Raw genomic sequence first — 24,519 nt, 5'->3', positions numbered from 1 at the left:
CTCCCGGGACAGGGTCATGGGAGGCCCGCGGCGGCACGCGTGCTCGCTCACCGGTGGGCCGGTGCCGGGTGGCACGGTCTTCCACTGTACCGAAGCTCACGTCGGGGCTCGACGGCGTGCCCGTCCTCGGCCAGCCCCTAGGGTGGGGTCATGCCCGATCCCGCCCCCGCCCCGACCGCGCGCTGCACGGTCCTGCCGGCGTCCGCCCGCGACCCCGACGGCTGGCTGGAACGGGAGGTGGAGATCCGCCGCAGCCGCTTCCTCACCTACCTCGGGCGCGTCGAGGACGAGGCGCAGGCGCGCGAGATGGTCGCCGTCCTGCGGCGCCGGCACCACGACGCGCGGCACGTGTGCAGCGCGTTCGTCCTCGGCCCCGCCCGGGACCGGATGCGCTCCAGCGACGACGGCGAGCCCGCCGGCACGGCCGGCGTCCCCATGCTCGAGGCCGTCCTCCAGCGCGAGACCGCGCCGGGCCGGACCGACCTGACGGACGTGTGCGCCGTCGTCGTGCGCTGGTTCGGGGGGATCAAGCTGGGCGCCGGGGGCCTGGTGCGCGCCTACTCGGACTCGGTGTCCGGGGCACTCGACGCCGCCCCGCTGCGCACCCGCTCCCGGCTGGCCCTGCTCGCGGTGGAGGCGCCCCACACCGACGCCGGCCGGTGGGAGAACGAGCTGCGCGCGGCGGGCGTGTCCGTGCTGGAGGCGAGCTACGGCGCCGCGGGGGTCCGCCTGACGGTCGGCGTGCCGGACACCGAGGAGGCCCGCGCGGCGTTCGCGGCGCGGCTCGCGGACGTCACGGCCGGCGCGGGGCATGCGGAGCGGATCGGAGAGGACTGGGTGGACCATGAGTGAGCCGTTGCCCCGGGGGGTCACCCCCGATGTCGCCCGTGGCGGGCTGCCGGACGACCTCACCGCGGGCGTGGACTTCGCGGCGCTGGATCGGTGGCCGCTGCCGACCGAGCCCGACCGCCAGGCCCACGACGCGGCGGACCTGCTCCTGCTCGACACCCTGGCCGGGTGGATCGCGAGCGGGCACGTCCCCGGCCCGGTGGCCGTCCTGGAGGACCGGCACGGCGCGCTGACCCTGCCCCTGCTCACGGCCGGCCACGACGTCCGGATCCACCAGGACGACGCCTCCGCCGAGCGCTCGCTGGACGCGAACCTCGCCGCGTGGCGCGCCGCCGGTCGCCTCGGCGGGGAGACGGGCGAGCTCGAGCGAACGGCCACGCCTGAGGAGGCGGCCCGGGGCGCCCGGACGGTCCTGCTGCCGCTGCCCCGCTCGCTCGACGAGCTCGACCGGCTGTCCCGGATCGTCGCAGCCGTGGCCGACCCCGGCGTGGTCCTGCTGGCCGGCGGCCGCGACAAGCACATGAGTCCGCGCATGAACGCGGTGCTCGGCGCGGCGTTCGAGGACGTCGTCGCCGGACGGGGACGCCGCAAGGCGCGCGTGCTCACGGCCCGGGGCCCACGTCCCGGCGTGACCCCCCGGCCGCCGGAGGAGGCCGACCGCGACGTCCCCGGCGTGGGGCGCCTGCACCTGGTGGCCCACGCCGGCACCTTCGGCGGAGCCGCCGCCGACCCGGGCACCCGTCTGCTGCTCACCTCGCTCGCCGACGACCCGCGCCCGCCGGGGCGCGCCGTGGACCTGGGGTGCGGCAACGGGCTGCTCTCGGTCGGGGCGGCGCGGCTGTGGCCGCACGTCACCGTGCTGGCCACCGACCAGTCCGCCGTGGCGGTCGCCTCGACGCTCGCCACGGCCCGCGCGAACCGCGTGGCGGACCGCGTCCGGGCCGTGCGCGACGACGCCCTGACCACGTGGCCGGACGGGACGGAGGAGTGCGTGCTCCTGAATCCCCCGTTCCACGACGGCAACGCCGTGGACCCCTCCGTGGCCCACCGGCTGGTGGCGGCCGCGGCGCGGGTGCTGGAGCCGGGCGGCCGGCTGTGGTGCGTCTGGAACTCGCACCTGCGGTACCGGCCGGTGCTGGAGGACCTCGTCGGGCCGACCCGGCAGACGGCGCGCGACCGCACGTTCACCGTGACGGTCTCCGAGCGCCGCTGAGCGCGGCCGTCGGGTCCCGTCCGCTCCCCCACGGCCAGCCCCCCGGGACGCGACGACGCCCCGCCCCTCCGGAGGGAGGGACGGGGCGTCGGGTGCTCGGCGCGGGCCGTCAGGGACGGTCACGCACCGCGGCGATCAGTTGCCGGTGAGCTTCTCGCGCAGGGCGGCGAGGGCCTCGTCGGAGGCCAGGGTGCCTCCGTCCGAGGACGGGGCCTCGGAGGAGTAGGACGAGCCGCCCAGGCCCGCACCGGCGTCGGCGCCGGCGGTGGCCTCCTCCTGGAGGGAGCGGCGCACCTGCTCCTTGTGGGCCTCCCAGCGGGCCTGAGCGTCGGCGTACTGCTGCTCCCAGGCGGCGCGCTCGGTCTCGAAGCCCTCCATCCACTCGTTGGTCTCGACGTCGAAGCCCTCGGGGTACTTGTAGTTGCCCTCCTCGTCGTACTCCGCGGCCATGCCGTAGAGCGCCGGGTCGAACTCGGTGCCCTCGGGGTCCACGCCCTCGTTGGCCTGCTTGAGGGACAGGGAGATGCGGCGACGCTCGAGGTCGATGTCGATGACCTTGACGAACAGCTCGTCGTTGACCGACACGACCTGCTCGGCGGTGTCGATGTGGCGCGAGGCCAGCTCCGAGATGTGCACGAGGCCCTCGATGCCGTCCTCCACGCGGACGAACGCACCGAACGGCACGAGCTTGGTGACCTTGCCCGGCACGACCTGGCCGAGGGCGTGGGTGCGGGCGAAGAGCTGCCACGGGTCCTCCTGGGTCGCCTTCAGCGACAGGGAGACACGCTCGCGGTCCATGTCCACCTCGAGGACCTCGACGGTGACCTCCTGGCCCACCTCGACGACCTCGGACGGGTGGTCGATGTGCTTCCAGGACAGCTCGGAGACGTGCACGAGGCCGTCCACGCCGCCCAGGTCCACGAAGGCGCCGAAGTTGACGATGGAGGACACGGTGCCGTTGCGGACCTGGCCCTTCTCCAGCTTGTGGAGGAAGTTGGAGCGGACCTCGGACTGGGTCTGCTCGAGCCAGGCGCGGCGGGACAGGACCACGTTGTTGCGGTTCTTGTCCAGCTCGATGATCTTCGCCTCGAGCTTCTGGCCGATGTAGGGGGCCAGGTCGCGCACGCGGCGCATCTCCACGAGGGAGGCCGGGAGGAAGCCGCGCAGGCCGATGTCGAGGATGAGGCCGCCCTTGACCACCTCGATGACGGTGCCCTCGACGACGCCGTCCTCCTCCTTGATCTTCTCGATGTCGCCCCAGGCGCGCTCGTACTGGGCGCGCTTCTTCGAGAGGATCAGGCGACCCTCCTTGTCCTCCTTGGTGAGGACCAGGGCCTCGACGGTGTCGCCCACGGCCACGACCTCGTCCGGGTCCACGTCGTGCTTGATGGACAGCTCGCGGGACGGGATGACGCCCTCGGTCTTGTAGCCGATGTCGAGCAGGACCTCGTCGCGGTCCACCTTGACGACGGTGCCCTCGACGAGGTCGCCATCGTTGAAGTACTTGATGGTCGCGTCGATGGCGGCGAGCAGGTCCTCGGCAGAGCCGATGTCGTTGATGGCGACCTGCGGGGCGTTGGAAGTGGTGGTCATGTAGGAGGGACTCCGTTGGGATCGGGGGTCACGTCGGGATCGATGCCGCCGGTGGGCGGCATCCGGGCACCAGAGGGGCCCCACCCGGCGTGGGTCGTGATGGACATGTATCAAACGCGCACGAATGTGCTCGTCCAGCGTATCAGAAGCCGACGAGGGTGTGCAGGGGTCGGCTGGGTCGCACAAGCCCGTCGAACGCCTCCGCCGCGCCGGCCCGCAGCTCCGCCACGACACCGGCCTCCGCCAGCACCGCGGCGCCGGCCCCGCGGGAGTGCCCGCCGAGCCAGAGCGCGGAGAACCGGGCCGCGTCGAGCCGGAGCCCCGCGCCCATGCGGACGGCGTCGGCCGCGGGGCCCAGCCGCTCGGCGGCGCCGCGCCCCTGGCGGACGGTGAGCCGCCACGTCCCGTCGATCGCGCCGAGCGCGTCCTCGACGGCGACGACGACCTCCCCGTCGCCCGCCCAGCCACGGGCCGCCATGGCGGCGGGCAGGTTCAGGACCCGCAGGTACAGGTCGTCGGAGCCGCGGTGCCGGCTCACCCGCCGCTCGTCGACGAAGAGCGCCTCGAGCCAACCGGGCTCGGGTGCGCGGCCCCACTCGATCCGCTCGACCAGGTCCAGCCGGGCCAGGTGGTGGACGAGCCCGCGCCGCGCGTCGGCGGTCGCCGCGAGGAACGCGGTGACGGTGATCGTGGGCGGCTCCTTCTCCCAGCCCTCGAACCGATACAGCGCGACGCCCTGGACCCGCCCGTCGTCGTCGCGGTGGACCGCCGCGTACAGCCCCGAGCCGCGCCCCTCGTTCCGACTCGCCTCGCGGTCCTCCCAGCGAGGCACGCTGAACGAGGTCCGCTGGACCGAGCCCGGGGTGGCCGGCAGCACCCGCCCGTACAGCTCGTCCACGAGGCCGGGGATCTCCCGCGGCTCCTCGACCGTGACCCGCCCGCCGGCCGGGGCGCCCGTGAACGCGGGGGCGCCCGAGACGTCGATCCGCACGGCGTGCCACCGGGTGGCGGCCCCGAAGCCGAAGCGGCCGTAGATGGCGGCCTCGGTCGCGGTCAGGGCGGCCGCGCACAGGCCGGCGTCGCGGGCGTCCGCGAGGGACCTGAGCATCATGGCCCGCAGCACGCCGCGCCGGCGGGCGTCCGGCGAGACGGTCACGTCGGTGATCAGCCAGGCGTCGACGGTGCGGCCGGGCGACGTGGTCAGCGGCTGCACGAAGTCCTCGAAGGTGGCGGCGGGGCGGCGGGCCGCCGGGTCGTCCCCCGGCGCGTAGACGCCGAGCCGGCGCCGTCCGTCGGCCGCGTGGGCCTCGAGCTGCTGGCGGAGCGCGGCGCCCGTGGGCACCGTCTCGTAGAAGCCCCGTTCGACCGCGGCCGCGAAGTGCGATGCGGCGGGGTCCTCGGGGCCGAGGACCCCGAGGTCACGCAGCGCGAGGCCGTGCTCGCCGAGCCGGTCCTCGGCGGCGTCGGCCAGCCGCCGCAGCGACGGACCCTCCGGCGCGTCAGTGTGCGGCGTCATGCCAGCTCCTTCCCTGGCCGACGTGCACGTCGAGCGGCACGGAGAGCTCGGCGGCCCGGCCCATCCGCTCCTTCAGGAGCGCCGTGGCCTTCTCGAGCTCGGCGGCCGGGACCTCGAGGATGAGCTCGTCGTGGACCTGCAGCAGCAGGCGCGAGGCCAGCCCGTGCTCCTCGAGGCCGGCCTGCACGTCGAGCATCGCGCGCTTGATGATGTCCGCGGCCGAGCCCTGGATGGGGGCGTTGAGCGCGGCGCGCTCGGCCATGTCCCGCAGCTGACGGTTGTCCGAGCTGAGGTCCGGGAGGTAGCGGCGGCGCCCCTCGATCGTCGAGGTGTACCCGTCCTGTCGGGCCTGCGCGACGACGTCGCGCAGGTAGTCGCGCACGCCGCCGAAGCGGTCGAAGTAGCCCTTCATGAGGCCGCGCGCCTCGTCCACCGAGATCTTCAGCTGCTTGGACAGCCCGAAGGAGGACAGCCCGTAGGCCAGGCCGTAGCTCATCGCCTTCACCTTGGCGCGCTGCTCGGCGGTGACGTCGTCCGGGTCCACGCCGAACACCTGCGAGCCGACGAACGAGTGCAGGTCCTCGCCCTCGCGGAAGGCCTGGATCAGCCCCTCGTCCTCGGACAGGTGCGCCATGATGCGCATCTCGATCTGGGAGTAGTCGGCCGAGAGCAGCACGGCCTGCTCGCCGGCCACCTCGTCCGCCACGAACACCTCACGGATGCGGCGGCCCGCCTCGGTGCGCACCGGGATGTTCTGGAGGTTCGGGTGCAGCGAAGACAGCCGGCCCGTGGCGGCGGCGGTCTGCGAGTAGGTGGTGTGGATGCGGCCGTCCGGGGCGACGGTCTCGAGCAGCCCCTCCACGGTCTGCCGGAGCTTCGTGGCGTCACGGTGGGCCATCAGGTTCTCGAGGAACGGGTGCCGGGTCTGCTCGAGCAGGTCCTGCAGCGAGTCCACGTCCGTGGAGTAGCCGGTCTTCGTCTTGCGCGTGCGCGGCATGTTGAGCCGCTCGAACAGCACCTCCTGCAGCTGCTTGGGCGAGCCGAGGTTGACCTGCATCCCGCCGGTCTCCTCCGCGACGGACGCCCACGCGGACTCCTTGGCGGCGTCGGCGGCGTCGGTGAAGTCCTCGCGCAGGCCGGTCAGGGCGTCGACGTCGACGGCGATGCCGGTCAGCTCCATCCGGGCGAGCAGCCGCGAGAGCGGGATCTCGAGCTCCTGCAGCAGCCGCTGGGCCCCGCGGTCGAGCACCTGGGGCGTGAACTGGGTCGAGAGACGGCGCACCACCCAGGCGGCCCGCACGGCGTCCGCGGCGCGGTCCGCCCGTTCGGCGGCGGCTTGACCTCCGTCGAGGTCGAACGACCCCTGCGCCCGCTGCTGAGCGGACTCGCGCGGGGCGGTGAGGGGGGTGTGCAGATGCGCCTCCGCCAGCGCCTCGAGCGAGGTGTCCCGCCGGTCCGGCTGGATCAGGTAGGCCGAGAGCAGCACGTCGTCCACCACGCCGTCCAGGGCCGCGTCCGGGCCGAGCCCGTCGCCCTCGGTGGGCGCGGCCAGCGCCTTGAGCGTGCGCTTGAGGTCGTGCACGGCCTTGGCCAGTCCGCCCTCGCCCAGGGCCTCGCGCACGGCGGCCACCAGCGCCGGGTCCGGGGCGTCGCCGTCGAGGGTGACGTGCAGGCCCGCGTGCTCGCCCACCAGCGCGACGCCGACGGGCGTGCCGAACGTGCCGGGCACGGGCACCTTGCGGCGGGGCAGCAGGGCCGGGCCCTCGACGTCCACGTGGACGCCGAGCAGGTTGCCGGCCTCGGCGGCGAGGAAGGATCGCACGTCCTCGGCCGTCGTCGCCTCGGTGAACTCCGGGGCGGCCTCGACCTCGGGGGGCGGCGCGTCCTCGCCCACCCGCTCGCCGAACACCTCGAACACGCGCTCCCGGATGCGGTTGAACTGCAGCGCGTCGAACAGCTCCTCCACGGGCTCGCGCTCGGGCATCTCGAGCCGCATTGCCTCGAGCCCGATCGGCAGGTCGAGGTCGCGCACGAGGGCGTTGAGGCGGCGGTTGCGGCGCACGTCCTCGAGATGCTCGCGCAGCGCCTCCCCCTTCTTGCCCGTGATCTCGTGCGCGTGTGCGAGCACGCCGTCGAGGTCCCCGTACTGCTTCAGCCATTTCGCGGCGAACCCGGGACCGACGCCGGGCACGCCGGGCAGGTTGTCCGCGGCCTCGCCGACGAGGGCCGCGAGCTCGGGGTACTGGGCGGGGGCGACCCCGTACTTGGCCATGACGGCGTCCGCATCCATCGGCGGGATGTCGGAGACGCCCTTCTTGGGGTAGAGCACGGTGGTGCGCTCGGAGATGAGCTGGAACGCGTCCCGGTCACCGGAGACGACGACGGCCTCCCACCCCGCCTCCTCGGCGCGCGCGGACAGAGTGGCCACGATGTCGTCGGCCTCGTAGCCCTCCAGCGTGAGCGTGGGGATGCCCAGGGCCTCCATGACCTTCACGGTCAGCTCGATCTGGCCCGCGAACTCCGCGGGCGTCTCGGAGCGGCCGGCCTTGTACTCACCGTACTCCTCGGAGCGGAACGTGGGCCCGGAGAGGTCGAACGCCACGGCCACGTGCGTGGGCCGCTGCTGCCGGATCATGGTCAGGAGCATGGCGGTGAAGCCGTACACGGCGTTCGTGTGCTGGCCCGTGTCCGTGGCGAAGTTCTCGGCGGGCAGCGCGTAGAACGCGCGGAACGCCATCGAGTGCCCGTCCAGGACCAGCAGCCGCTGCGGGGCCTCTGGGGTCGGATCTGCCGCCATGGGTGCTCACGTCTCCTCTCGGCGCGCGGCGCGGGGCGCGCCGGTCGCGTGTGCCAGCCTAGTGCTCATGAGTGAGCACACCGAGACCACCCCCGCCGCCTCCGAGCGCGTGTACCGCCCCGGCGTCACCCCCGAGCTGAGCCCCGCCGAGCTGGAGGCGGCCTGCGCCGAGGCCGGTCTGACGCCCGAGCTTGTCACCGCCCTCGGCGGCGCGGCGATCAGCCCCCTCGCCCAGAAGATGGGTCTGCGCTTCCTCGAGCTCACGGCCGAGCGAGCCGTCGCCACCCTGCCCGTGGCGGGCAACGAGCAGCCCGTCGGGCTGCTGCACGGCGGCGCCCACCTCGTGCTCGCCGAGTCCCTGGGCTCGATGGCCGCGAAGATCCACGCCGGGCCGGACCGCAACGTCGTCGGGGTCGAGATCAGCGCCACGCACCACCGGGCCGTCCGCTCGGGCCTCGTGACCGGCACCGCGACCGCCGTCCACCTGGGCGGCACCCTCGTCACCCATGAGGTGGTGATGACGGACGAGCAGGGCCGGCGGCTCTCGACCGCCCGCATCACCAACCTGGTCCTGGCGCCGCGCCCCTGAGGCGGCACGGCCCGCCCCGGGAGACGGGACGGGCCGGGCCGACGCCGCGTGCGGGCGGTCTCAGACCTCGTCCGGCGCGCGGGGAGCGGGCTCGCCGTGCTCGCGCCCCGGGGTGTCCTCGGCGAGCTCGTCGTAGTGCCCGGGGTTCATGGGCACCCCCGTGAGATAGGCCGAACGGGCCAGGGCCATCGTGGCCACCGAGGCCGAGCCCAGCTGCAGCACCACGATCAGGGCCACCTTCACGAACGCGGCCACCCCCGGGGCCAGTAGCAGGGCGCCCACCACGATCAGGATCATCCCGACGCCGCCGGCGGTGCCCACGGCGGAGACGCGGGTGTAGGGGTCGGGGAACCGGATCAGACCGAGTCCCGCGGTGACGAACGCAAGGGCTCCGATCACCACGAGCACGGAGCCGGCGGCGGTCAGGACGACGTCCACGGGTGCGACCTCCTCAACGCTTGCCGCGCGTGAGCGCGCGGGCCAGGGACATGCCGGACAGGAAGGCCACGACCGCGGCGATCAGGACCAAGTCGAACGTCCACGGGTTGTCCGCCCGGACGCCGAACAGCACGAGCATCCCGAGCACGCTGAACGTGAGCAGGTCGCCCGAGACCGCGCGGTCCGCGTCGAGCGGGCCCACCACGATCCGGTACGCGGACACGAGCGCCGACACGGTCAGCAGCGCGATGGCCAGGTCGATCCCCACCAGGGACCAGTCGTAGGCGAAGGGCATCATGCCACCCCCGTCTTCCGCATCGCGTGGAGCATGCGCGCCTCCATGTCGTGGATCTCCGCGCGCAGGGCGTCGGCGTCGTCAGCGTACAGGCCGTGCACGTAGAGCAGGCGCCGCGCGTCCGGGTCACCGTCCTCGTCACCGACGGCGCCGGCACGCCGGGTGCCCAGCGTCAACGTGCCGGGCGTCAGGGTGATCAGCGCCGAGAGCAGGGTGACCTCGGCGTCCGTGCGGCAGTTGCTGCGCACGCGGGCGATGCCCGAGCGCGCCTGGACGCCGGGGGTGACGAGGTCCTTGATGACCGCCTTCGAAGAGGTCACCAGGGCCCACGCGTACCAGCACCAGAACACGAGCCACCGCCAAGGCCAGGACACGGCGGAGGCCGTGCCGGGCGCCAGGTCGACGGTCCCGTCGGCGGGGGCGACGGTGTGCATGGGGGCGTCTCCTTCCGGAGGCTGCGGGAGTGCGGTGCTCATGGGTTGAGCACCGCCTCGATGTACCTGCTGGGGTCCATCAGGCCCTGAGCCGCGAGGTCGGTGACGGTCCACAGGGCCTGACCGCCGAGCCCGAGGGCGAGGGTGGCCATAGCTAGGACGACGGCGGGGGCGGCCAGCCGGCCTGGGATGCGGGAGCGCGTGACGTCCTCGTCCGGATCCACGGTCACCGGCAGCACGCCCGTGGGCGGATCGAGGGTTTCCTGCGAGGCCCACGACTCGGTGCGCTCGTGGTCGGTGCTCGAGCCGCGGCCGGAGGGCGACGGCACGGAGCCCGCCCGGCCCACGATGGGCATGGCCGCGGTGGCCAGGCGCTCGCGGTGCCCGTGTGGGGCCGTCGGAGCGCCCCAGAACCAGGCGTCCCACACCCGCAGCAGAGCCCACAGGCTCACCAGGGAGGCGCCCAGCACCAGCGCAGCGGTGACACCGCGGCCGGCGTCCAGGCCGGCGCTGACGAGCATGAGCTTGCCCACGAACCCGGAGAAGGGCGGGATGCCGACCAGGGAGAGCAGGCCCACGAAGAAGGCGACGGCGATCAGCGGCTCGCGCCGGGCCAGGCCCTGCAGGTCCGCGAGACGGCCGGTGCCGTAGCGCACCTCGATCGCGCCGGCCGCCATCAGGAGGCAGCCCATCGCCACCATGTGGTGCACGAGGTAGAACAGGCCCGCCGCGAGACCCAGGCGCGTGGAGAGCCCGAGTCCGACGAGGATGCCGCCGATGCCGCTCACCATCTGCCACGACAACACGGCGCGCACACCGTGCTCACCGACCGAGGCGAGCGCACCCACCACGAGGGTGGCGAGGGACAGGACCAGGATGAGCGGCAGCAGACGCGCATCGCCGTCGTACATGACGGAGTAGATCCGGTAGAGCCCGTACACGGCGACCTTGGTGTGCAGGGCGGCGAAGAGGGCCGTCACCGCCGGGGAGGTCGAGGAGTACGCCCAGGCCAGCCAGCCGTGCAGCGGGGCCACCGAGGCCTTGATGGACAGTGCGAACAGCACCATGCCCGCGGCGATCGCGATGCGTGGGTCCGCCGCGGCGGACCCGGCGAGCATCGCGAGGTTCACCGAGCCGGTCAGCCCGTAGACGAAGCCGACGCCGACCAGGAGGATCGTGGAGGTTAGCAGGTTGAGGGTGACGTACAGCCGCGCCCCGTCCACTCGGCGCAGGGGCTCACGGCGGTTGGCGGAGAGGACGTAGAGGCCGTAGCTGGGCACCAACATGACCTCGATGAACACGAACAGGTTGAACAGGTCCGCCGTCAGCAGGGCGCCGTTGACTCCGCCGATGAGGATCAGGAGCAGCGGGGCGAAGAACTGGGAGTTAGCGACGCGGGAGCCGTAGGCGAACGCCGCGCCCACGATCGTGAGGGCGCTCGTGAGCACGAGCATCAGGGCGGACAGCATGTCCGCTGCGAAGCCGATCCCGATGCCCCCGGGCCAGCCGCCCAGCGAGGTGGCGAGCACGGACCCGTCGAGGGCGTGGACGCCCAGGGCCAGCCCGCCGGTGGTGACGAGTCCGAGCACCGCGAACAGGACTGCCCGGTGGAGGCGGGGACGCTCCCCCGCCAGCACGAGCAGACCGGCGGACAGCAGCGGGACGGCGGCGAAGAGGGGCAGCAGCTGGCCCAGCGGGACGGCGCTCATCGACGCACCTCCGGGCCCTGGCCGGCGTAGTGCTGCGCGATCCGGCCGGCCGCGGCGTGCCGCTCCTCGCGCGGGAAGCGTGCGTCGGCGGCGGCCTGCTCCAGGGAGTCGCGGGTCTCCCCCGGCGAGGCCACCGCGTCGTCCGCGCGCCCGGTGACGGCCAGCGCGAGCAGCAGCACGGTGATCGCGAAGGCGATCACGATAGCGGTCAGGACGAAGGCCTGCGGCAGGGCATCGGCCTGCACCTCGACGTCTGAGGTCCCCGCGAAGGGCAGCCCGCGGCGGTCGGTGCCGCCCGCGGCGATGATGGCCAGGTTGGCGGCGTGGCCCAGCAGGACCATGCCGAGGATCACGCGCAGCAGCTCGCGCTTGGAGAACAGGTAGAACGCGCCGAAGGTCAGAAGTCCCACGGTAAGGGCGACGGTCATCGGGTGACCTCCTCTCGTGCAGTCGTGGTGGTCGGGGCCGAGGGATCGGAGGACGGGGCCGCCGGCGCGACGCCGGGGTCACGGCTCGAGGCGCGGAGCGGGTCCTCACCCGGCCGCTCGGGGCCGAGCAGGGAGAACGCGGCCACGATCAGGCCGATCACGGCCAGGTACACGCCCATGTCGAACGCGAGCGTGGTGGAGAGCCCGTAGTCCAGGACCTTCACTCCCGCGGCTCCGAGGAAGCCCTTGCCGGTGAGGTAACCGACGATCCCCGTCGCGGTGCCGACGGCGATGCCCGAGCCGATGAAGGCCAGGTACGGCCACCGCAACTCCGGGGCCGTGTCCGAGTCGGCGGCCAGGTAGAGCAGGGCGTAGCCGGCACCGGCGACCAGTGCGGCGATGAAGCCGCCGCCGGGCTCGTAGTGCCCGCGCAGCAGCAGGAACGCGGACAGCAGGATGATCAGCACGCCGAAGACACGGCCGAACACCCGGATGTGGACGAGGTTCTCGCGCACGTGGGCGAGTGGGGAGCGCATGTCCACGGCGGAGGGCTGTGGAGGCGTCGGCCGACGGTTGAGCAACAGGGCCGCGATGGTCAGCGCCGTCGCCCCGAGCACGGTCATCTCGCCCCACGTGTCCACGGCGCGGAAGTCCACGAGGATCACGTTCACCACGTTGGTCCCCCCAGCCTGGGCATAGCTCTGGGTCAGGTAGAAGTGGGCGATCTCCGACATGCTGGAGCGGCCGGTGAACGCGAGCACGCCCAGGGTCGCGGCGACGCCGGCGACGGAGGCGGCGAGGACCGCCTGCATCCTGCGCGGGGTCGGCTCGTCGCTGAAGCGGGCGGGCAGGCGGCGCAGCAGCAGCACCATGACGCACACCGTGAGCACCTCGACCATCAGCTGGGTCAGGGCCACGTCCACGGCGCCGAGGGTGAGGAACCACAGGGTCATGCCGAACCCTACGACGCCGACCACCACCATGGCGGCGATGCGCGTCTTGGCGCGGATGGTGGCGATCACGCCGGCACCCACCAAGACGACCAGCACCCAGTCGTGCCAGCGCGAGGGCTGGCCGACGACGGCGGGCAAATCCTCGATCGTGGCGACACCGGCCACGGCGAGGAGCCCCAGGACCAGGGCGGGGATGAGGAGGTGGGGGCGGGGAGCCAGGGTGCCGGAGGCGCGCGAGACGACCGCGCCGACGCCGATCAGCCGGTGCCGAACCTCGTCCACCGCATCCAGGGCGGAGAACGGCAGGGCGGCGTGGGAGGCCACGCGCTCCACCGGGCGGCGCAAGGCCACCAGCAGCAGACCGAGCACGATGATGGCGGCGGAGACGAGCAGGGCCGTGTTCACGCCGTGCCACAGCGCCAGGTGCGCGTGCACCTCCGCGCCGGAGGCGGCCTCGGCCGCGTAGGAGACGGGGGTGTCCAGCACACCGGGCAGCAGGCCCAGGGCCACGCCCGCGGCCGCGGCCAGCACGGGCACGCCCCAGAAGGTGGCAGGAGCCTCGTGGACCTCGTCCTCCCGGCCGGTCGGCCACGAATGGGCGGCCCCGTCCGGGCTTGGACCCCAGAGGCCCAGGGCGCCGAGCACGAGACGGCCGGAGTAGGCCACGGTGAACACGGAGGTCAGGGCGATGCCGGCGGTGACGAGGACGGGGAGCCATGCGGGACCGGGGGTCCCGAGAGCGGCCTCGACCAGGCCCTCCTTGGAGATGAAGCCGAACAGCGGCGGGATGCCCGCCATCGACAGGGCGGCGACGGCGATCGCCGTGCCGGTGACCGGCATGCGCACGTGGCGGGCCGCGAGCTCTCGCAGGTCGCGGGTGCCGGCCTCGTGGTCGACCACGCCGATCAGCATGAACAGCGCCGACTTGAACAGCGCGTGCGCCACGGTGTGCACGATCGCCGCGGTAAGCGCGACGGGGGTGCCGATGCCGATGGCGGTCACCAGCAGGCCCAACTGGCTCATCGTGGAGTAGGCCAGCAGACCCTTGAGGTCGTGGCGACGGATCGCGGAGACGGCGCCCAGCAGGGCCGTAATGAGGCCCGAGCCGATCAACAGCGCGGACCACACCGGGTTCCCGGCCAGGACCGGGCTGAACACCAGCAGCAGGAAGATGCCGGCCTTGACCATCGCCGCGGCGTGCAGGTAGGCGGAGACCGGGGAGATGGCCACCATGGAGTCCGGCAGCCACGCCTGGAACGGGAACTGGGCGGACTTGGTGAACGCGGCCACCGCCAGCAGGACGGCGACCGTGGTGGTGAAGCCCGCCTCGGACCACACGTCCGAGGCCAACACCCCGGACAGCGAGGCAGTGCCGGTCCGCACGGCCATGAGGGCGACGGCGGCCAGCAGCGCGAGGCCGCCGCCCACGGTCACGAGCAGGGTCCGGATCGCGGGGTCGCGGGCGTGGTCCCCCGAGCGCCCGATGAGGAAGAAGGAGGTGAAGGAGGTGAACTCCCACGCGACGAAGAGGACCACGATGTTGTCGGCGAGCACCAGCAGCAGCATCGACGCCGCGAACGCGGTCATCAGCAGGTAGAAGGAGCCGGGGCGGCTCTCCGCGCGGTCCCGGCTGAGGTACCGGCTGGAGTAGGCGAGGATCGCCGCGCCGATGACGAGGACGATCATGGCGAACACGAGGGCCAGGCCGTTCAGCCGGAGGTCGAGGTCCACCCCGACCGCGGGGATCCACGGATGGTGCTCCGTCCGGACGCCGCCCGTCCACGCCGCGATCAGCACGCCGGCCGCGGCCAGCAGGGGTGCGGCCAGGACCCAGCCCGCGTCCCTGCCCAGCGCCCGGGAGGCCGGGACGGCCGCCACCACCGAGAGGAGGGTCAGCAGGAGGCTGGTCAGGAGCACAGGACACCACTCATCTCGGGTCGATCGGTCACGGACACGGCGCCCACGGCGGGTGGCCGCGCGCCGACGGTGCCCGAAGTGGGACTCGAACCCACACGCCTCTCGGCACCGCATTTTGAGTGCGGCGTGTCTACCGATTCCACCATTCGGGCAGTGCCGCCCGGAGGCGGGACTCGATCACCCTATCAGCGCCCCGACCCGGCGTCCCCGGCCTTCCGGCGGGGGGTCCCCGCCGCCGCGCCCGCGCCGCGCCCATGGCGCACGGTAGCCTGGTGGACCACCAGCGGCGCCACACCGACGCCGTCCCGGCCCGCACGAAGGAGCTGCCGTGTCCACGCTGACGCCTCCCGAGGAGACCGGCCTGCGGGCCGTCGTCGCCGAGGACGAGACCCTGATCCGCCTCGACCTGGTGGAGGTGCTCACCGGGGCGGGATACCGGGTGGTCGCCGAGGCCGGCGACGGCCGCGCCGCCGTCGAGGCCGTGCGCGAGCACCGCCCGGACATCGTGGTGATGGACGTGAAGATGCCCGTGATGGACGGCATCGCGGCCGCGGGCGAGATCGCCGGGGAACGGCTCGCCCCCGTGGTCATGCTGACCGCCTTCAGCCAGCGCGAGCTGGTGGAGCGCGCCCGGACCGCCGGGGCCATGGCCTACGTGGTCAAGCCCTTCACCGAGGCCGACCTGGTCCCCGCCATCGAACTGGCCGTGGCCCGCTTCGACGAGCTGCGCAGCCTCGAGGCCGAGGTGCGGGACCTGGGCGACCGCCTGGAGACCCGCAAGATCGTGGACCGGGCCAAGGCGCTGCTCCAGGAGCGGATGCGCCTGACCGAGGCCGAGTCCTTCCGCTGGATCCAGAAGACCTCCATGGACCGGCGCCTGACCATGCGGGAGGTCGCGCAGGCCGTCATCGACCAGGTCGGCTGAGCGGCGCCCGCGCGCTCGTCAGAGCGGGGAGCGGGCCGGCCAGAAGCCGACCGGCTCGCGCGTCTGCGGCGAGGCGGCGGACGAGCCGCCCGCGGCGTCGTCGCCCACGCGGTGCACGCGCAGCGTGTTCGTGGAGCCCACGGCCCCGGGAGGGGACCCGGCGGCGATGACCACGAGGTCGCCGTGCTGGGCGATGCCCTCCGATGTGAGCGACTGCTCCACCTGGAGGGTCATCTTGTCCGTGGAGTCCTGGAACGGGACCATCTTCGGGTAGACGCCCCAGGTCAGGCACAGGATGTTGTGCGTGTGCTCGTGGTGGGTGAACGCGTAGATCGGCTGACGCGGCCGCAGGCGGCTGAGCCGACGGGCCGAGTCGCCGGACTCGGTGAACGTGGCGAGGAACGGGATCTCGAGCTGGTTCGCGACCTCGACGGCGGCCCGGGTGATCGCGCCGCCACGCGTGCGCGGACGCGAGCCGAGCGGGTGGATGAGCTCGAGGCCGTGGGTCTCGGTGGACTCGATGATCCGGGCCATCGTCTGGACCGTCTCGACCGGATACGCGCCCACTGAGGTCTCGCCCGAGAGCATGACGGCGTCCGCGCCGTCGAGCACGGCGTTGGCGCAGTCCGAGGCCTCGGCGCGCGTCGGGCGCGGGCTGTCGATCATCGACTCGAGCACCTGCGTGGCCACGATGACCGGCTTCGCCCAGCGGCGGGCGAGGTCCACCGCGCGCTTCTGCACCACGGGCACGTCCTCGAGCGGCAGCTCCACGCCGAGGTCGCCGCGGGCCACCATGACGGCGTCGAACGCGTCCACGATGGCCTCGAGGTTCTCCACCGCCTGGGGCTTCTCGATCTTCGCGATGACCGGGACCCGGCGCTCCTCCTCGTCCATGATCTCGTGCACCCGGTCCACGTCCGCGGCGTCCCGCACGAAGGACAGCGCCACCATGTCCACGCCGGTGCGCAGCGCCCAGCGCAGGTCCCGCTCGTCCTTCTCGGACAGGGCCGGCACGTTCACCGCCACGCCGGGCAGGTTGATCCCCTTGTTGTTCGAGACCATGCCCGGCACCTCGACCTCGGCCAGCACGTCCGTGTCCGTGACCTCGACGGCGCGCAGGCGCACCTTGCCGTCGTCCACCAGCAGCACGTCACCGGGGGCGACGTCCCCGGGCAGCCCCTTGTGGGTGGTGCCCACCAGCTCCCGGGTCCCGGGTACGTCCCGGGTGGTGATGGTGATCCGATCGCCCCTCTCGAGCAGATGCGGGCCGTCGGTGAAGCGGCCGAGGCGGATCTTGGGACCCTGGAGGTCGGCGAAGATCGCGACGGGGCGCCGCTCCTCCACGCTCAGCCGACGCACCCGCTCGTAGGACGTCTCATGCACCGCGTGGTCGCCGTGGCTCATGTTGAGGCGGACGACGTCCGCCCCCGCGCGGATGATGGCGCGGGTGGTCTCGTCGGAGTCGGTGGCGGGCCCAAAGGTGGCGATGATCTTCGCGTGTCGCATGCGACCCACGATAGGGGGCGGGCCCGCCCTCGGTGGAGGGCGGGCCCGCGTGGCGTCGGAAGATGAGACGGAGGACTCAGCCGAGGACGAGGCCGCGGTCGTCCGGGTCCACGGGGTGCGGCAGTCGGGACCAGCGCTCGAGCGACTCGTCGACCTCCTGCGCGCACGCACGCCCCTCGGCGATGGCCCAGACCACCAGGGAGGCGCCGCGCCCGGCGTCGCCGCACGCGAACACGCCCGGCTCGTCGGTCTCGTACCCGTCCTTCCGGGCCACGAGCCCGCGTGTCACGTGCACGCCGAGCTGCTGCGTGAGCAGCCCCTCCTCGATGCCGGTGAAGCCCAGCGCCAGCAGCACCAGGTCCGCCTGGACCTCGCGCTCGGTGCCCGCCTTGGGCCCGCGCGTGCCGTCCTCGCGGTACTCGGTCTCCGCCACGCGCAGGGCGCGCACGCGGCCGTGCTCGTCGCCGAGGAACTCGACCGTGGAGGCAAGGTGCGCGCGGGCGCCGCCCTCGGCGTCGGCCGTGGTCTGCTGGTGGACCTTGGGGATCGTGGGCCACGGCTGGTGGACGGGGCGCTCGACCGGCAGCTGCTGGCCGATCGCCAGCGTCGTCACGGACGCCGCCCCCTGGCGGTGCGCGGTGCCGATGCAGTCCGCGCCAGTGTCGCCGCCGCCGAGGATCACCACGTGGCGCCCCTCGGCGGAGATCTGGTCCGGGACCTCGTCGCCGGCGACCGCGCGGTTGGACTGCACGAGGTAGTCCATGGCGAGGTGGATCCCGTCGAGGCCGCGGCCGGGGACGGGCAGCTCGCGGGCCACGGGGGCGCCGGTCGCCACGATCACGGCGTCGAAGCGGGCCTTGAGCTGGTCCCAGGGCAGGTCGACGCCGATCTCCACGCCGGTGCGGAACCGGGTGCCCTCGGCCTCCATCTGCGCCAGGCGCCGGTCCAGGACGTCCTTCTCCAGCTTGAAGTCCGGGATGCCCAGCCGCAGCAGGCCGCCGAGGCGCTCGTCGCGCTCGTAGACCACCACGGTGAAGCCGGCGCGGGTGAGCTGCTGCGCCGCGGCCAGTCCCGCCGGGCCCGAGCCGACGACGGCCACGGTGTGGCCGTTCAGGCGGGCCGGCACGACCGGCTCGAGCCAGTCGTTGTCGAAGATCTGCTCCGCGATCGCCACCTCGGTCTGCTTGATGGTGACCGCGGGCTGGTTGATGCCCAGGGTGCAGGAGTCCTCGCACGGGGCGGGGCAGATCCGCCCGGTGACCTCGGGGAAGTTGTTGGTCGAGTGCAGTCGCGCGGCGGCCTCGTCCCAGCGTCTCCGCCGGACCAGGTCGTTCCACTCCGGGATGAGGTTGCCCAGCGGGCACCCGGAGTGGCAGAACGGGATGCCGCAGTCCATGCACCGGCCGGCCTGGGTGCGCACGATCGCCTCGTCCTGGCGGACGTACACGTCCTTGAAGTCCATGATGCGCACCGGCACCGGACGCGTGGGGCGCTCGACGCGCTCCCGGTTCTTCAGGAATCCGCGCGGATCAGCCACGGGTCACCTCCAGCAGTCGGTCCCAGACGGCCTCCCCGTCCGGGTCGAGTCCCTCGGCCGTCGCGGCCTGACGGGTGCGCAGCACGAGGTCGTACTGCCGGGGCAGGACGGTCGTGAAGCGGTCCCACGCGGCGTCGGCGGCGTCCCCGCCGGCCCGCAGGTCGGCGAGCAGCGCGGCGGCGACGGCGGAGCCCGTCTCCGCGCGGTGCAGCTCCAGCAGCTCGGCGATCCGCAGCCGGTCCTGCGCGGACGGCGCCTCGAGGATCAGGGCGTCCTCGCGGACGGCGAGTGGGTTCAGGTCCTCCCGGTCCAGGTCCAGCACCCAGGCCCGCCCGCCGGACATGCCGGCGGCGAGGTTGCGGCCGGTCTCGCCGAGGATCAGCGCCTCACCGCCGGTCATGTACTCCAAGCCGTGGTCGCCGATGCCCTCGGCCACCGCGGTGGCGCCGGAGTTGCGCACGAGGAACCGCTCCCCCACGCGGCCGCGCAGGAACAGCTGGCCCGAGGTGGCGCCGTAGCCGATCACGTTGCCGGCCACGGTGTTCTCCTCGGCCACGAACGGGGCCTCGGCGTCGGGGCGGACGATCACGCGTCCCCCCGACAGGCCCTTGCCGACGTAGTCGTTGGCGTCGCCCGAGAGCCGCAGGGTGACGCCGGCGGGCAGGAAGGCGCCGAGGGACTGGCCGGCCTCGCCCGTCAGGCGCACGGTGATCGTGTCGTCGTCCAGCTCGTCGGCGAGCCGCGTGCTCGTGACGTGGTAGCCCAGCAGCGTGCCCACGGACCGGTCCGTGTTCACGACGGCCTCGTCCATCACGACGGGCGTGCCCGTCGTGAGCGTGTCCCCCAGCCGGGCGATGAACCGGTGGTCGATGTGGGAGGCGAGGTCGTGGTCCTGCTCGGTGGTGCGGCGCATGGGCGCGTCCTCGTGGCCCGGACGCCGGCCGACGGAGGGGTCCGCGAGGATGCCCGAGAGGTCCAGGCCCTCGGACTTCCAGTGGTGCAGGGCCGCGTCCACGTCGAGCAGCTCGCGGTGGCCGATCGCCTCGTCGAGCGTGCGGAAGCCCAGCTGCGAGAGCAGCTCGCGGACCTCCTGCGCGATGAACTCGAAGAAGTTGACGACGAACTCGGGCTTGCCCGTGAAGCGCGCGCGCAGCTCGGGGTTCTGGGTGGCCACGCCCACGGGGCACGTGTCCAGGTGGCACACGCGCATCATGATGCAGCCGGAGACCACGAGCGGGGCGGTCGCGAAGCCGAACTCCTCGGCCCCGAGCAGTGCGGCGATCACGACGTCCCGGCCGGTCTTGAGCTGCCCGTCCACCTGGACGGTGACGCGCTCGCGCAGGCCGTTGAGCATGAGCGTCTGCTGCGCCTCGGCCAGGCCGATCTCCCACGGGGTGCCCGCGTGCTTGAGGGAGTTCAGCGGGGAGGCGCCCGTTCCGCCGTCGTGGCCGGAGATGAGCACGACGTCGGCGCGCGCCTTGGCGACGCCCGCGGCCACCGTGCCCACGCCGGACTCGGAGACGAGCTTGACGTGGACCCGCGCGGTCGGGTTGGCCCGCTTGAGGTCGTGGATCAGCTGCGCCAGGTCCTCGATCGAGTAGATGTCGTGGTGCGGCGGCGGCGACACCAGGGAGACGCCCGGGGTCGAGTGCCGCGTGCGGGCGACCCACGGGTACACCTTGGTCCCCATCAGCTGGCCGCCCTCGCCGGGTTTGGCGCCCTGGGCCATCTTGATCTGCAGGTCGGTCGCGGTGGCCAGGTACAGGCTGGTGACGCCGAACCGGCCCGAGGCGATCTGCTTGATCTTCGAGCGGCGCTCCGGGTCCAGCAGGCGCTCGGGGTCCTCGCCGCCCTCGCCCGAGTTCGAGCGGGCGCCGAGGCGGTTCATGGCGATCGCGAGGGTCTCGTGCGCCTCCTGCGAGATGGAGCCGTAGGACATCGCGCCGGTGGAGAAGCGGCGCACGATCGACTCGACGGGCTCCACCTCGGAGACGGGCACCGGCGGCCGCTCGCCCGTGCGCAGGCGCATGAGCCCGCGCAGGGTCATGAGCTCCTCCGCCTGGTCGTCCACGCGACGCGTGTAGTCCTTGAAGACGTCGTAGCGCCGCTCCCGCGTGGAGTGCTGGAGGCGGAACACGGTCTCGGGGTTGAACAGGTGCGGCGCGCCCTCGCGCCGCCACTGGTACTCGCCGCCCACCTCGAGCTCGCGGTACGGGTTGATGTCGTTGCCGTCCGGCGGATACGCGAACTCGTGGCGCGCCTGGATCTCGGCGGCGACGACGTCGATGCCCACGCCGTCGAGCGGGCTCGTGGTGCCCACGAAGTAGCGGTCCACGAAGCGCCGGGACAGGCCGAGCGCCTCGAACGTCTGGGCGCCGGTGTAGGAGGCGACCGTGGAGATGCCCATTTTGGACATGATCTTCTGGACGCCCTTGCCGAGCGCCTTGATCAGGTTCGCCACGGCCTGCTCGGCGGTGACGCCCGAGACCTCTCCCGTGCGCACGAGCTCCTCGGCGGACTCCATGGCCAGGTACGGGTTGACCGCGGAGGCCCCGTAGCCGAGCAGGACGGCCACATGGTGGACCTCGCGCACGTCGCCCGCCTCGACGATCAGCGAGCTCTTGGTGCGGTTGGCCGAGGCCAGCAGGTGGTGGTGCACGGCGGAGGTCAGCAGCAGGGACGGGATCGGCGCCCACTGGGCGGTGGCGCCGCGGTCGGACAGCACCACGTACTCCACGCCGCGGTTGACGGCGGCCGAGACCTGCTCGCAGATCGCCTTCAGCTGGGCGCGGAGCTCCTCGACGCCTCCGGCCACCCGGTACACGCCGTTCACCTTGAGGGTCAGGCGGGTGCCGTCGGCGTCGCGCAGGTGCTGGATGCGGGCCAGCTGGTCGTTGTCGATCACGGGGAACGGGACGTCGACCTGGCGGGTGCGCACCTGCTCGAGGGAGAGCACGTTGCCCTGCGGGCCGATCGCGGTGCGCATCGAGGTCACCTGCTCCTCGCGGATCGCGTCGAGCGGCGGGTTCGTCACCTGGGCGAAGGACTGCACGAAGTAGTCGAAGAGCAGCCGGGGCCGCTTGGCGAGGACGGCGATGGGCGTGTCCGTGCCCATCGCACCGAGCGGCTCGGCGCCCGTCTGGGCCATCGGCCCTACGAGGATGCGCAGCTCCTCCGAGGTGTACCCGAAGATGCGCTGACGCTGCAGGATCGACTCGGAGGTGTGGCGGACGTGCTCGCGCTCGGGGAGCGACTCCAGGTCCAGGAGGTTCTGGCGCACCCAGTCCTCCCACGGCTGGGCGGAGGCGACCTCGGCCTTGATCTCGTCGTCGCCGATGATCCGGCCCTGCTCGGTGTCCACGAGGAACATGCGCCCCGGGGCCACGCGCCCCTTGCGCACCACCGCCGAGGGCTCGATCGGCACGACGCCGACCTCGGAGGCCAGGACGACGAGGCCGTCGTCGGTGACCCACCAGCGGGCGGGGCGCAGGCCGTTGCGGTCCAGCACGGCGCCCACCTGGGTGCCGTCGGAGAAGGCGACGGCGGCCGGTCCGTCCCAGGGCTCCATGAGCATGGAGTGGTACTGGTAGAAGGCGCGGCGGGCCGGGTCCATGGTCGCGTGGTTCTCCCACGCCTCCGGGATCATCATCATGATCGCCTGGGTGAGCGGGCGCCCGGAGAGCATGAGCAGCTCCGCGACCTCGTCGAAGGAGGCCGAGTCCGAGCCGATGGGGCTGATCAGCGGGAACAGGTCCTCGGGGACCTCGCCGAGCATCGGGTGCTTGAGCTGGCCCTGACGGGCGCGCATCCAGTTGCGGTTGCCCTTGACCGTGTTGATCTCGCCGTTGTGCGCGATGGTGCGGAACGGCTGGGCCAGCGGCCACGAGGGGAAGGTGTTGGTGGAGAACCGCGAGTGGACCACGCCCAGCCGGGTGGTGAACCGCTCGTCGGAGAGGTCCGGGTAGAACGGCTCCAGCTGGGCCGTCGTCAGCATGCCCTTGTAGACGATCGTCTGGGACGAGAGCGAGGGGAAATAGACGCCGGCGCGGGACTGGGCGCGGCGGCGCACCCGCCACGCCCGCACGTCCAGCGACTGCCCCGGCTCGGTGCCGTCCTGACCGTCCGCCAGGGACAGGAACAGCTGCTCGAACGCGGGCATGGCCGCCCGGGAGCCGACGCCCAGGGCCGAGGGGTCGGTGGGCACCTCGCGCCACGCCAGGACCTGCAGCCCCTCCTCCTCGGCCAGCCGCTCGACGGCCTCCTTCGCCTCGGCGCGCTCGCCGTCGACGGGCGGCAGGAAGGCGGTGCCGGCGACGTACTCGCCCACGGGGGGCAGCTCGGCGTCGACGACGGCACGGAACAGCTCGTCGGGGATCTGGGTCAGCAGGCCGGCGCCGTCGCCGGTGCCCTCGTCGGCGCCCACCGCCCCGCGGTGCTCGAGCGCGCGCAGGGCGGTCAGCGCGTGCTGGACGATGTCGTGGCCCGGGGTGCCCCGCAGGGTGGCGATGACGGCGAGGCCGCAGTTCTCGGTCTCCCGGGACGGGTCGTAGAGGCCCTGGGCGGCGGGGACGTCCGCATAGCGGACGAAGGGATCCACCGGTCCCCCCGCGCGGGGGGCCGAGGCGGGCGAGGATGCCACGGGCATGGTGCCGTCCTTTCCGGAGAGCAGGGGCTCGGACGGGGACGGCGCTGGCCCCGACGCTCGGGGCCGACGGCCCCGAGGTGGAAGAGACGCTACCGGGCGCGACGTCCCACTGTGCGGAACCGGACGTTCTGTGACACGCCGAATGTCCACCATGTGGGACACCGGGGCCCCGGGCGCCCCTCGCGGGCGCGCCGGGGAGCGGGTCAGCGCCGGACGGCGTCGTCCTCCGCCGCGCCCACGGCGTGGGACCCGGAGCGGCCCGCGGCGACGGCGACGCCGTCGTCGCCCTCGGGGGCGTGCCCGGCGCGCCACACGCTCTGGTGGGCGTGGGGGCCGGCGGCCGCGCCGCGATGGCGCAGCAGGATCCCGACGATGAACGCGAGGGCGATGACGAACACCAGCAGGGACGTCCACACGTTGAGCCGCTGGGTGACGCCGAAGAGCGTGACCATCTCGGCGTCGTCGATGCGCAGCATCTCGATCCACGTGCGGCCCGCGGTGTACCAGGCGACGTAGGACCACAGCATGAGGCCGTGGCGCAGGTGCAGCGCGCGGTCCACGAGGAGCAGCAGCGCGACCCCGGCCAGGTTCCACAGGCACTCGTAGAGGAACGTGGGGTGGAACAGCGTGTCCGGGGCGTAGCCGGCCGGGAAGTTCGGGCTGGCCGGGTCGACCTCGAGCCCCCAGGGCAGGGTCGTCGGGCCGCCGAACAGCTCCTGGTTGAACCAGTTGCCCCAGCGGCCCACGGCCTGGGCCAGCAGGATGCCCGGGGCGACGACGTCGCCGAAGGCGCTCAGGCGCAGCCCGTACCGGCGGCACGCGATCCAGGCGCCCACGGCGCCCAGCGCGATGGCGCCCCAGATGCCCAGGCCGCCGTTCCACACGTACAGGATCTGGATCGGGTCGCCCGTGCCGTCGAAGCCGGGGCCGAAGTACCGGTCCGGCGAGGAGAACACGTGGTAGAGCCGCCCGCCGACGAAGCCGAACGGGATGGCCCACAGGGCCACGTCCAGGACGCGCCCCTCGGGGCCGCCCCGGGCCTTCCAGCGGCGCTCGGCCAGCCACAGCGCCAGGACGATGCCCAGGATGATGCTCAGCGCGTACGCGTGGATCTTCACCGGGCCGATCTCGAAGCCGTCCCAGGTGGGGGCGGGGAACGCGGCCAGGGGTGCGAG

17 protein-coding genes and 1 tRNA gene are annotated in these 24,519 nt (G+C 73.2%); 4 read left to right on the top strand and 14 right to left on the bottom strand.

What is annotated here, in order from left to right:
- Window positions 1–150 precede the first annotated feature (150 nt).
- Window positions 151–852 carry a YigZ family protein gene (locus J1M38_RS02420; protein ID WP_036315334.1) on the top strand — a complete coding sequence of 234 codons (702 nt, stop codon included), beginning with the start codon at window positions 151–153 and terminating at the stop codon, window positions 850–852.
- Window positions 845–2,062: a class I SAM-dependent methyltransferase gene (locus J1M38_RS02415; RefSeq protein ID WP_233569897.1), complete on the top strand. Its 1,218-nt coding sequence runs from the start codon at window positions 845–847 to the stop codon at window positions 2,060–2,062. Before J1M38_RS02420 ends, J1M38_RS02415 begins: the two co-directional genes overlap by 8 nt.
- 135 nt (window positions 2,063–2,197) lie before the next feature.
- On the opposite strand, the gene rpsA is transcribed toward J1M38_RS02415, so the two are convergent.
- The 3 genes from rpsA to polA all read right to left on the bottom strand — a co-directional run bounded on the left by rpsA (window position 2,198) and on the right by polA (window position 7,968).
- Window positions 2,198–3,655 (bottom strand): 30S ribosomal protein S1, encoded by a 1,458-nt coding sequence (gene rpsA, locus J1M38_RS02410; protein ID WP_036315338.1) that lies wholly within the window; start codon window positions 3,653–3,655, stop codon window positions 2,198–2,200.
- A gap of 142 nt (window positions 3,656–3,797) precedes the next feature.
- Window positions 3,798–5,171, bottom strand: coding sequence for a GNAT family N-acetyltransferase (locus J1M38_RS02405; protein ID WP_123243861.1), 1,374 nt, complete (start codon window positions 5,169–5,171; stop codon window positions 3,798–3,800).
- Entirely contained in the window at window positions 5,155–7,968 is a 2,814-nt protein-coding gene (polA, locus tag J1M38_RS02400; protein ID WP_123243862.1) for a DNA polymerase I, read from the bottom strand. The genes J1M38_RS02405 and polA overlap by 17 nt, the downstream gene beginning before the upstream one ends.
- 67 nt (window positions 7,969–8,035) lie before the next feature.
- Between polA and J1M38_RS02395 the strand changes: the two genes are divergently transcribed.
- Window positions 8,036–8,557 carry a PaaI family thioesterase gene (locus J1M38_RS02395; protein WP_036382804.1) on the top strand — a complete coding sequence of 174 codons (522 nt, stop codon included), beginning with the start codon at window positions 8,036–8,038 and terminating at the stop codon, window positions 8,555–8,557.
- Window positions 8,558–8,617: 60 nt separating this feature from the next.
- On the opposite strand, the gene J1M38_RS02390 is transcribed toward J1M38_RS02395, so the two are convergent.
- The 7 genes from J1M38_RS02390 to J1M38_RS02360 all read right to left on the bottom strand — a co-directional run bounded on the left by J1M38_RS02390 (window position 8,618) and on the right by J1M38_RS02360 (window position 14,883).
- Window positions 8,618–8,995, bottom strand: coding sequence for a monovalent cation/H(+) antiporter subunit G (locus tag J1M38_RS02390; RefSeq protein ID WP_123243863.1), 378 nt, complete (start codon window positions 8,993–8,995; stop codon window positions 8,618–8,620).
- Between the two features lie 13 nt (window positions 8,996–9,008).
- Complete coding sequence (locus J1M38_RS02385) at window positions 9,009–9,293, bottom strand: monovalent cation/H+ antiporter complex subunit F (protein ID WP_010078747.1); 285 nt, start codon at window positions 9,291–9,293, stop codon at window positions 9,009–9,011.
- Entirely contained in the window at window positions 9,290–9,724 is a 435-nt protein-coding gene (locus J1M38_RS02380) for a Na+/H+ antiporter subunit E (protein ID WP_010078748.1), read from the bottom strand. The genes J1M38_RS02385 and J1M38_RS02380 overlap by 4 nt, the downstream gene beginning before the upstream one ends.
- A 38-nt stretch (window positions 9,725–9,762) precedes the next feature.
- On the bottom strand, window positions 9,763–11,433 hold the full coding sequence (locus J1M38_RS02375) for a monovalent cation/H+ antiporter subunit D family protein (protein ID WP_010078749.1): 1,671 nt from the start codon (window positions 11,431–11,433) through the stop codon (window positions 9,763–9,765).
- Window positions 11,430–11,861 carry a cation:proton antiporter subunit C gene (locus tag J1M38_RS02370; protein ID WP_010078750.1) on the bottom strand — a complete coding sequence of 144 codons (432 nt, stop codon included), beginning with the start codon at window positions 11,859–11,861 and terminating at the stop codon, window positions 11,430–11,432. The genes J1M38_RS02375 and J1M38_RS02370 overlap by 4 nt, the downstream gene beginning before the upstream one ends.
- The gene (locus J1M38_RS02365; RefSeq protein WP_060973953.1) at window positions 11,858–14,731 is read right to left on the bottom strand and encodes a DUF4040 family protein; all 2,874 of its coding nucleotides are present in this window, start codon (window positions 14,729–14,731) and stop codon (window positions 11,858–11,860) included. Before J1M38_RS02365 ends, J1M38_RS02370 begins: the two co-directional genes overlap by 4 nt.
- Before the next feature lie 70 nt (window positions 14,732–14,801).
- Window positions 14,802–14,883 (bottom strand) — tRNA-Leu (locus J1M38_RS02360).
- A 176-nt stretch (window positions 14,884–15,059) separates the two neighbouring features.
- On the opposite strand from J1M38_RS02360, the gene J1M38_RS02355 reads away from it, so the two are divergent.
- Entirely contained in the window at window positions 15,060–15,656 is a 597-nt protein-coding gene (locus J1M38_RS02355; protein ID WP_010078752.1) for an ANTAR domain-containing response regulator, read from the top strand.
- A gap of 18 nt (window positions 15,657–15,674) precedes the next feature.
- Here J1M38_RS02355 and pyk read toward each other — a convergent pair whose 3' ends face one another.
- The 4 genes from pyk to lgt form a co-directional block, all read right to left on the bottom strand.
- Window positions 15,675–17,162, bottom strand: a complete 1,488-nt coding sequence (pyk, locus tag J1M38_RS02350; RefSeq protein WP_060973954.1) for a pyruvate kinase — start codon at window positions 17,160–17,162, stop codon at window positions 15,675–15,677.
- Between the two features lie 76 nt (window positions 17,163–17,238).
- Window positions 17,239–18,699, bottom strand: a complete 1,461-nt coding sequence (locus tag J1M38_RS02345; RefSeq protein WP_020624213.1) for a glutamate synthase subunit beta — start codon at window positions 18,697–18,699, stop codon at window positions 17,239–17,241.
- Complete coding sequence (gene gltB / locus J1M38_RS02340; protein WP_049147614.1) at window positions 18,692–23,344, bottom strand: glutamate synthase large subunit; 4,653 nt, start codon at window positions 23,342–23,344, stop codon at window positions 18,692–18,694. The genes J1M38_RS02345 and gltB overlap by 8 nt, the downstream gene beginning before the upstream one ends.
- 203 nt (window positions 23,345–23,547) lie before the next feature.
- On the bottom strand, window positions 23,548–24,519 hold a 972-nt coding region (gene lgt / locus J1M38_RS02335; RefSeq protein ID WP_241246417.1), incomplete at its 5' end, for a prolipoprotein diacylglyceryl transferase.

Source organism: Micrococcus sp. KRD070 (assembly GCF_017168435.1).
Taxonomy (GTDB): Bacteria; Actinomycetota; Actinomycetes; order Actinomycetales; family Micrococcaceae; genus Micrococcus; species Micrococcus luteus.
This window is presented reverse-complemented; position numbering and strand designations above follow the sequence as displayed.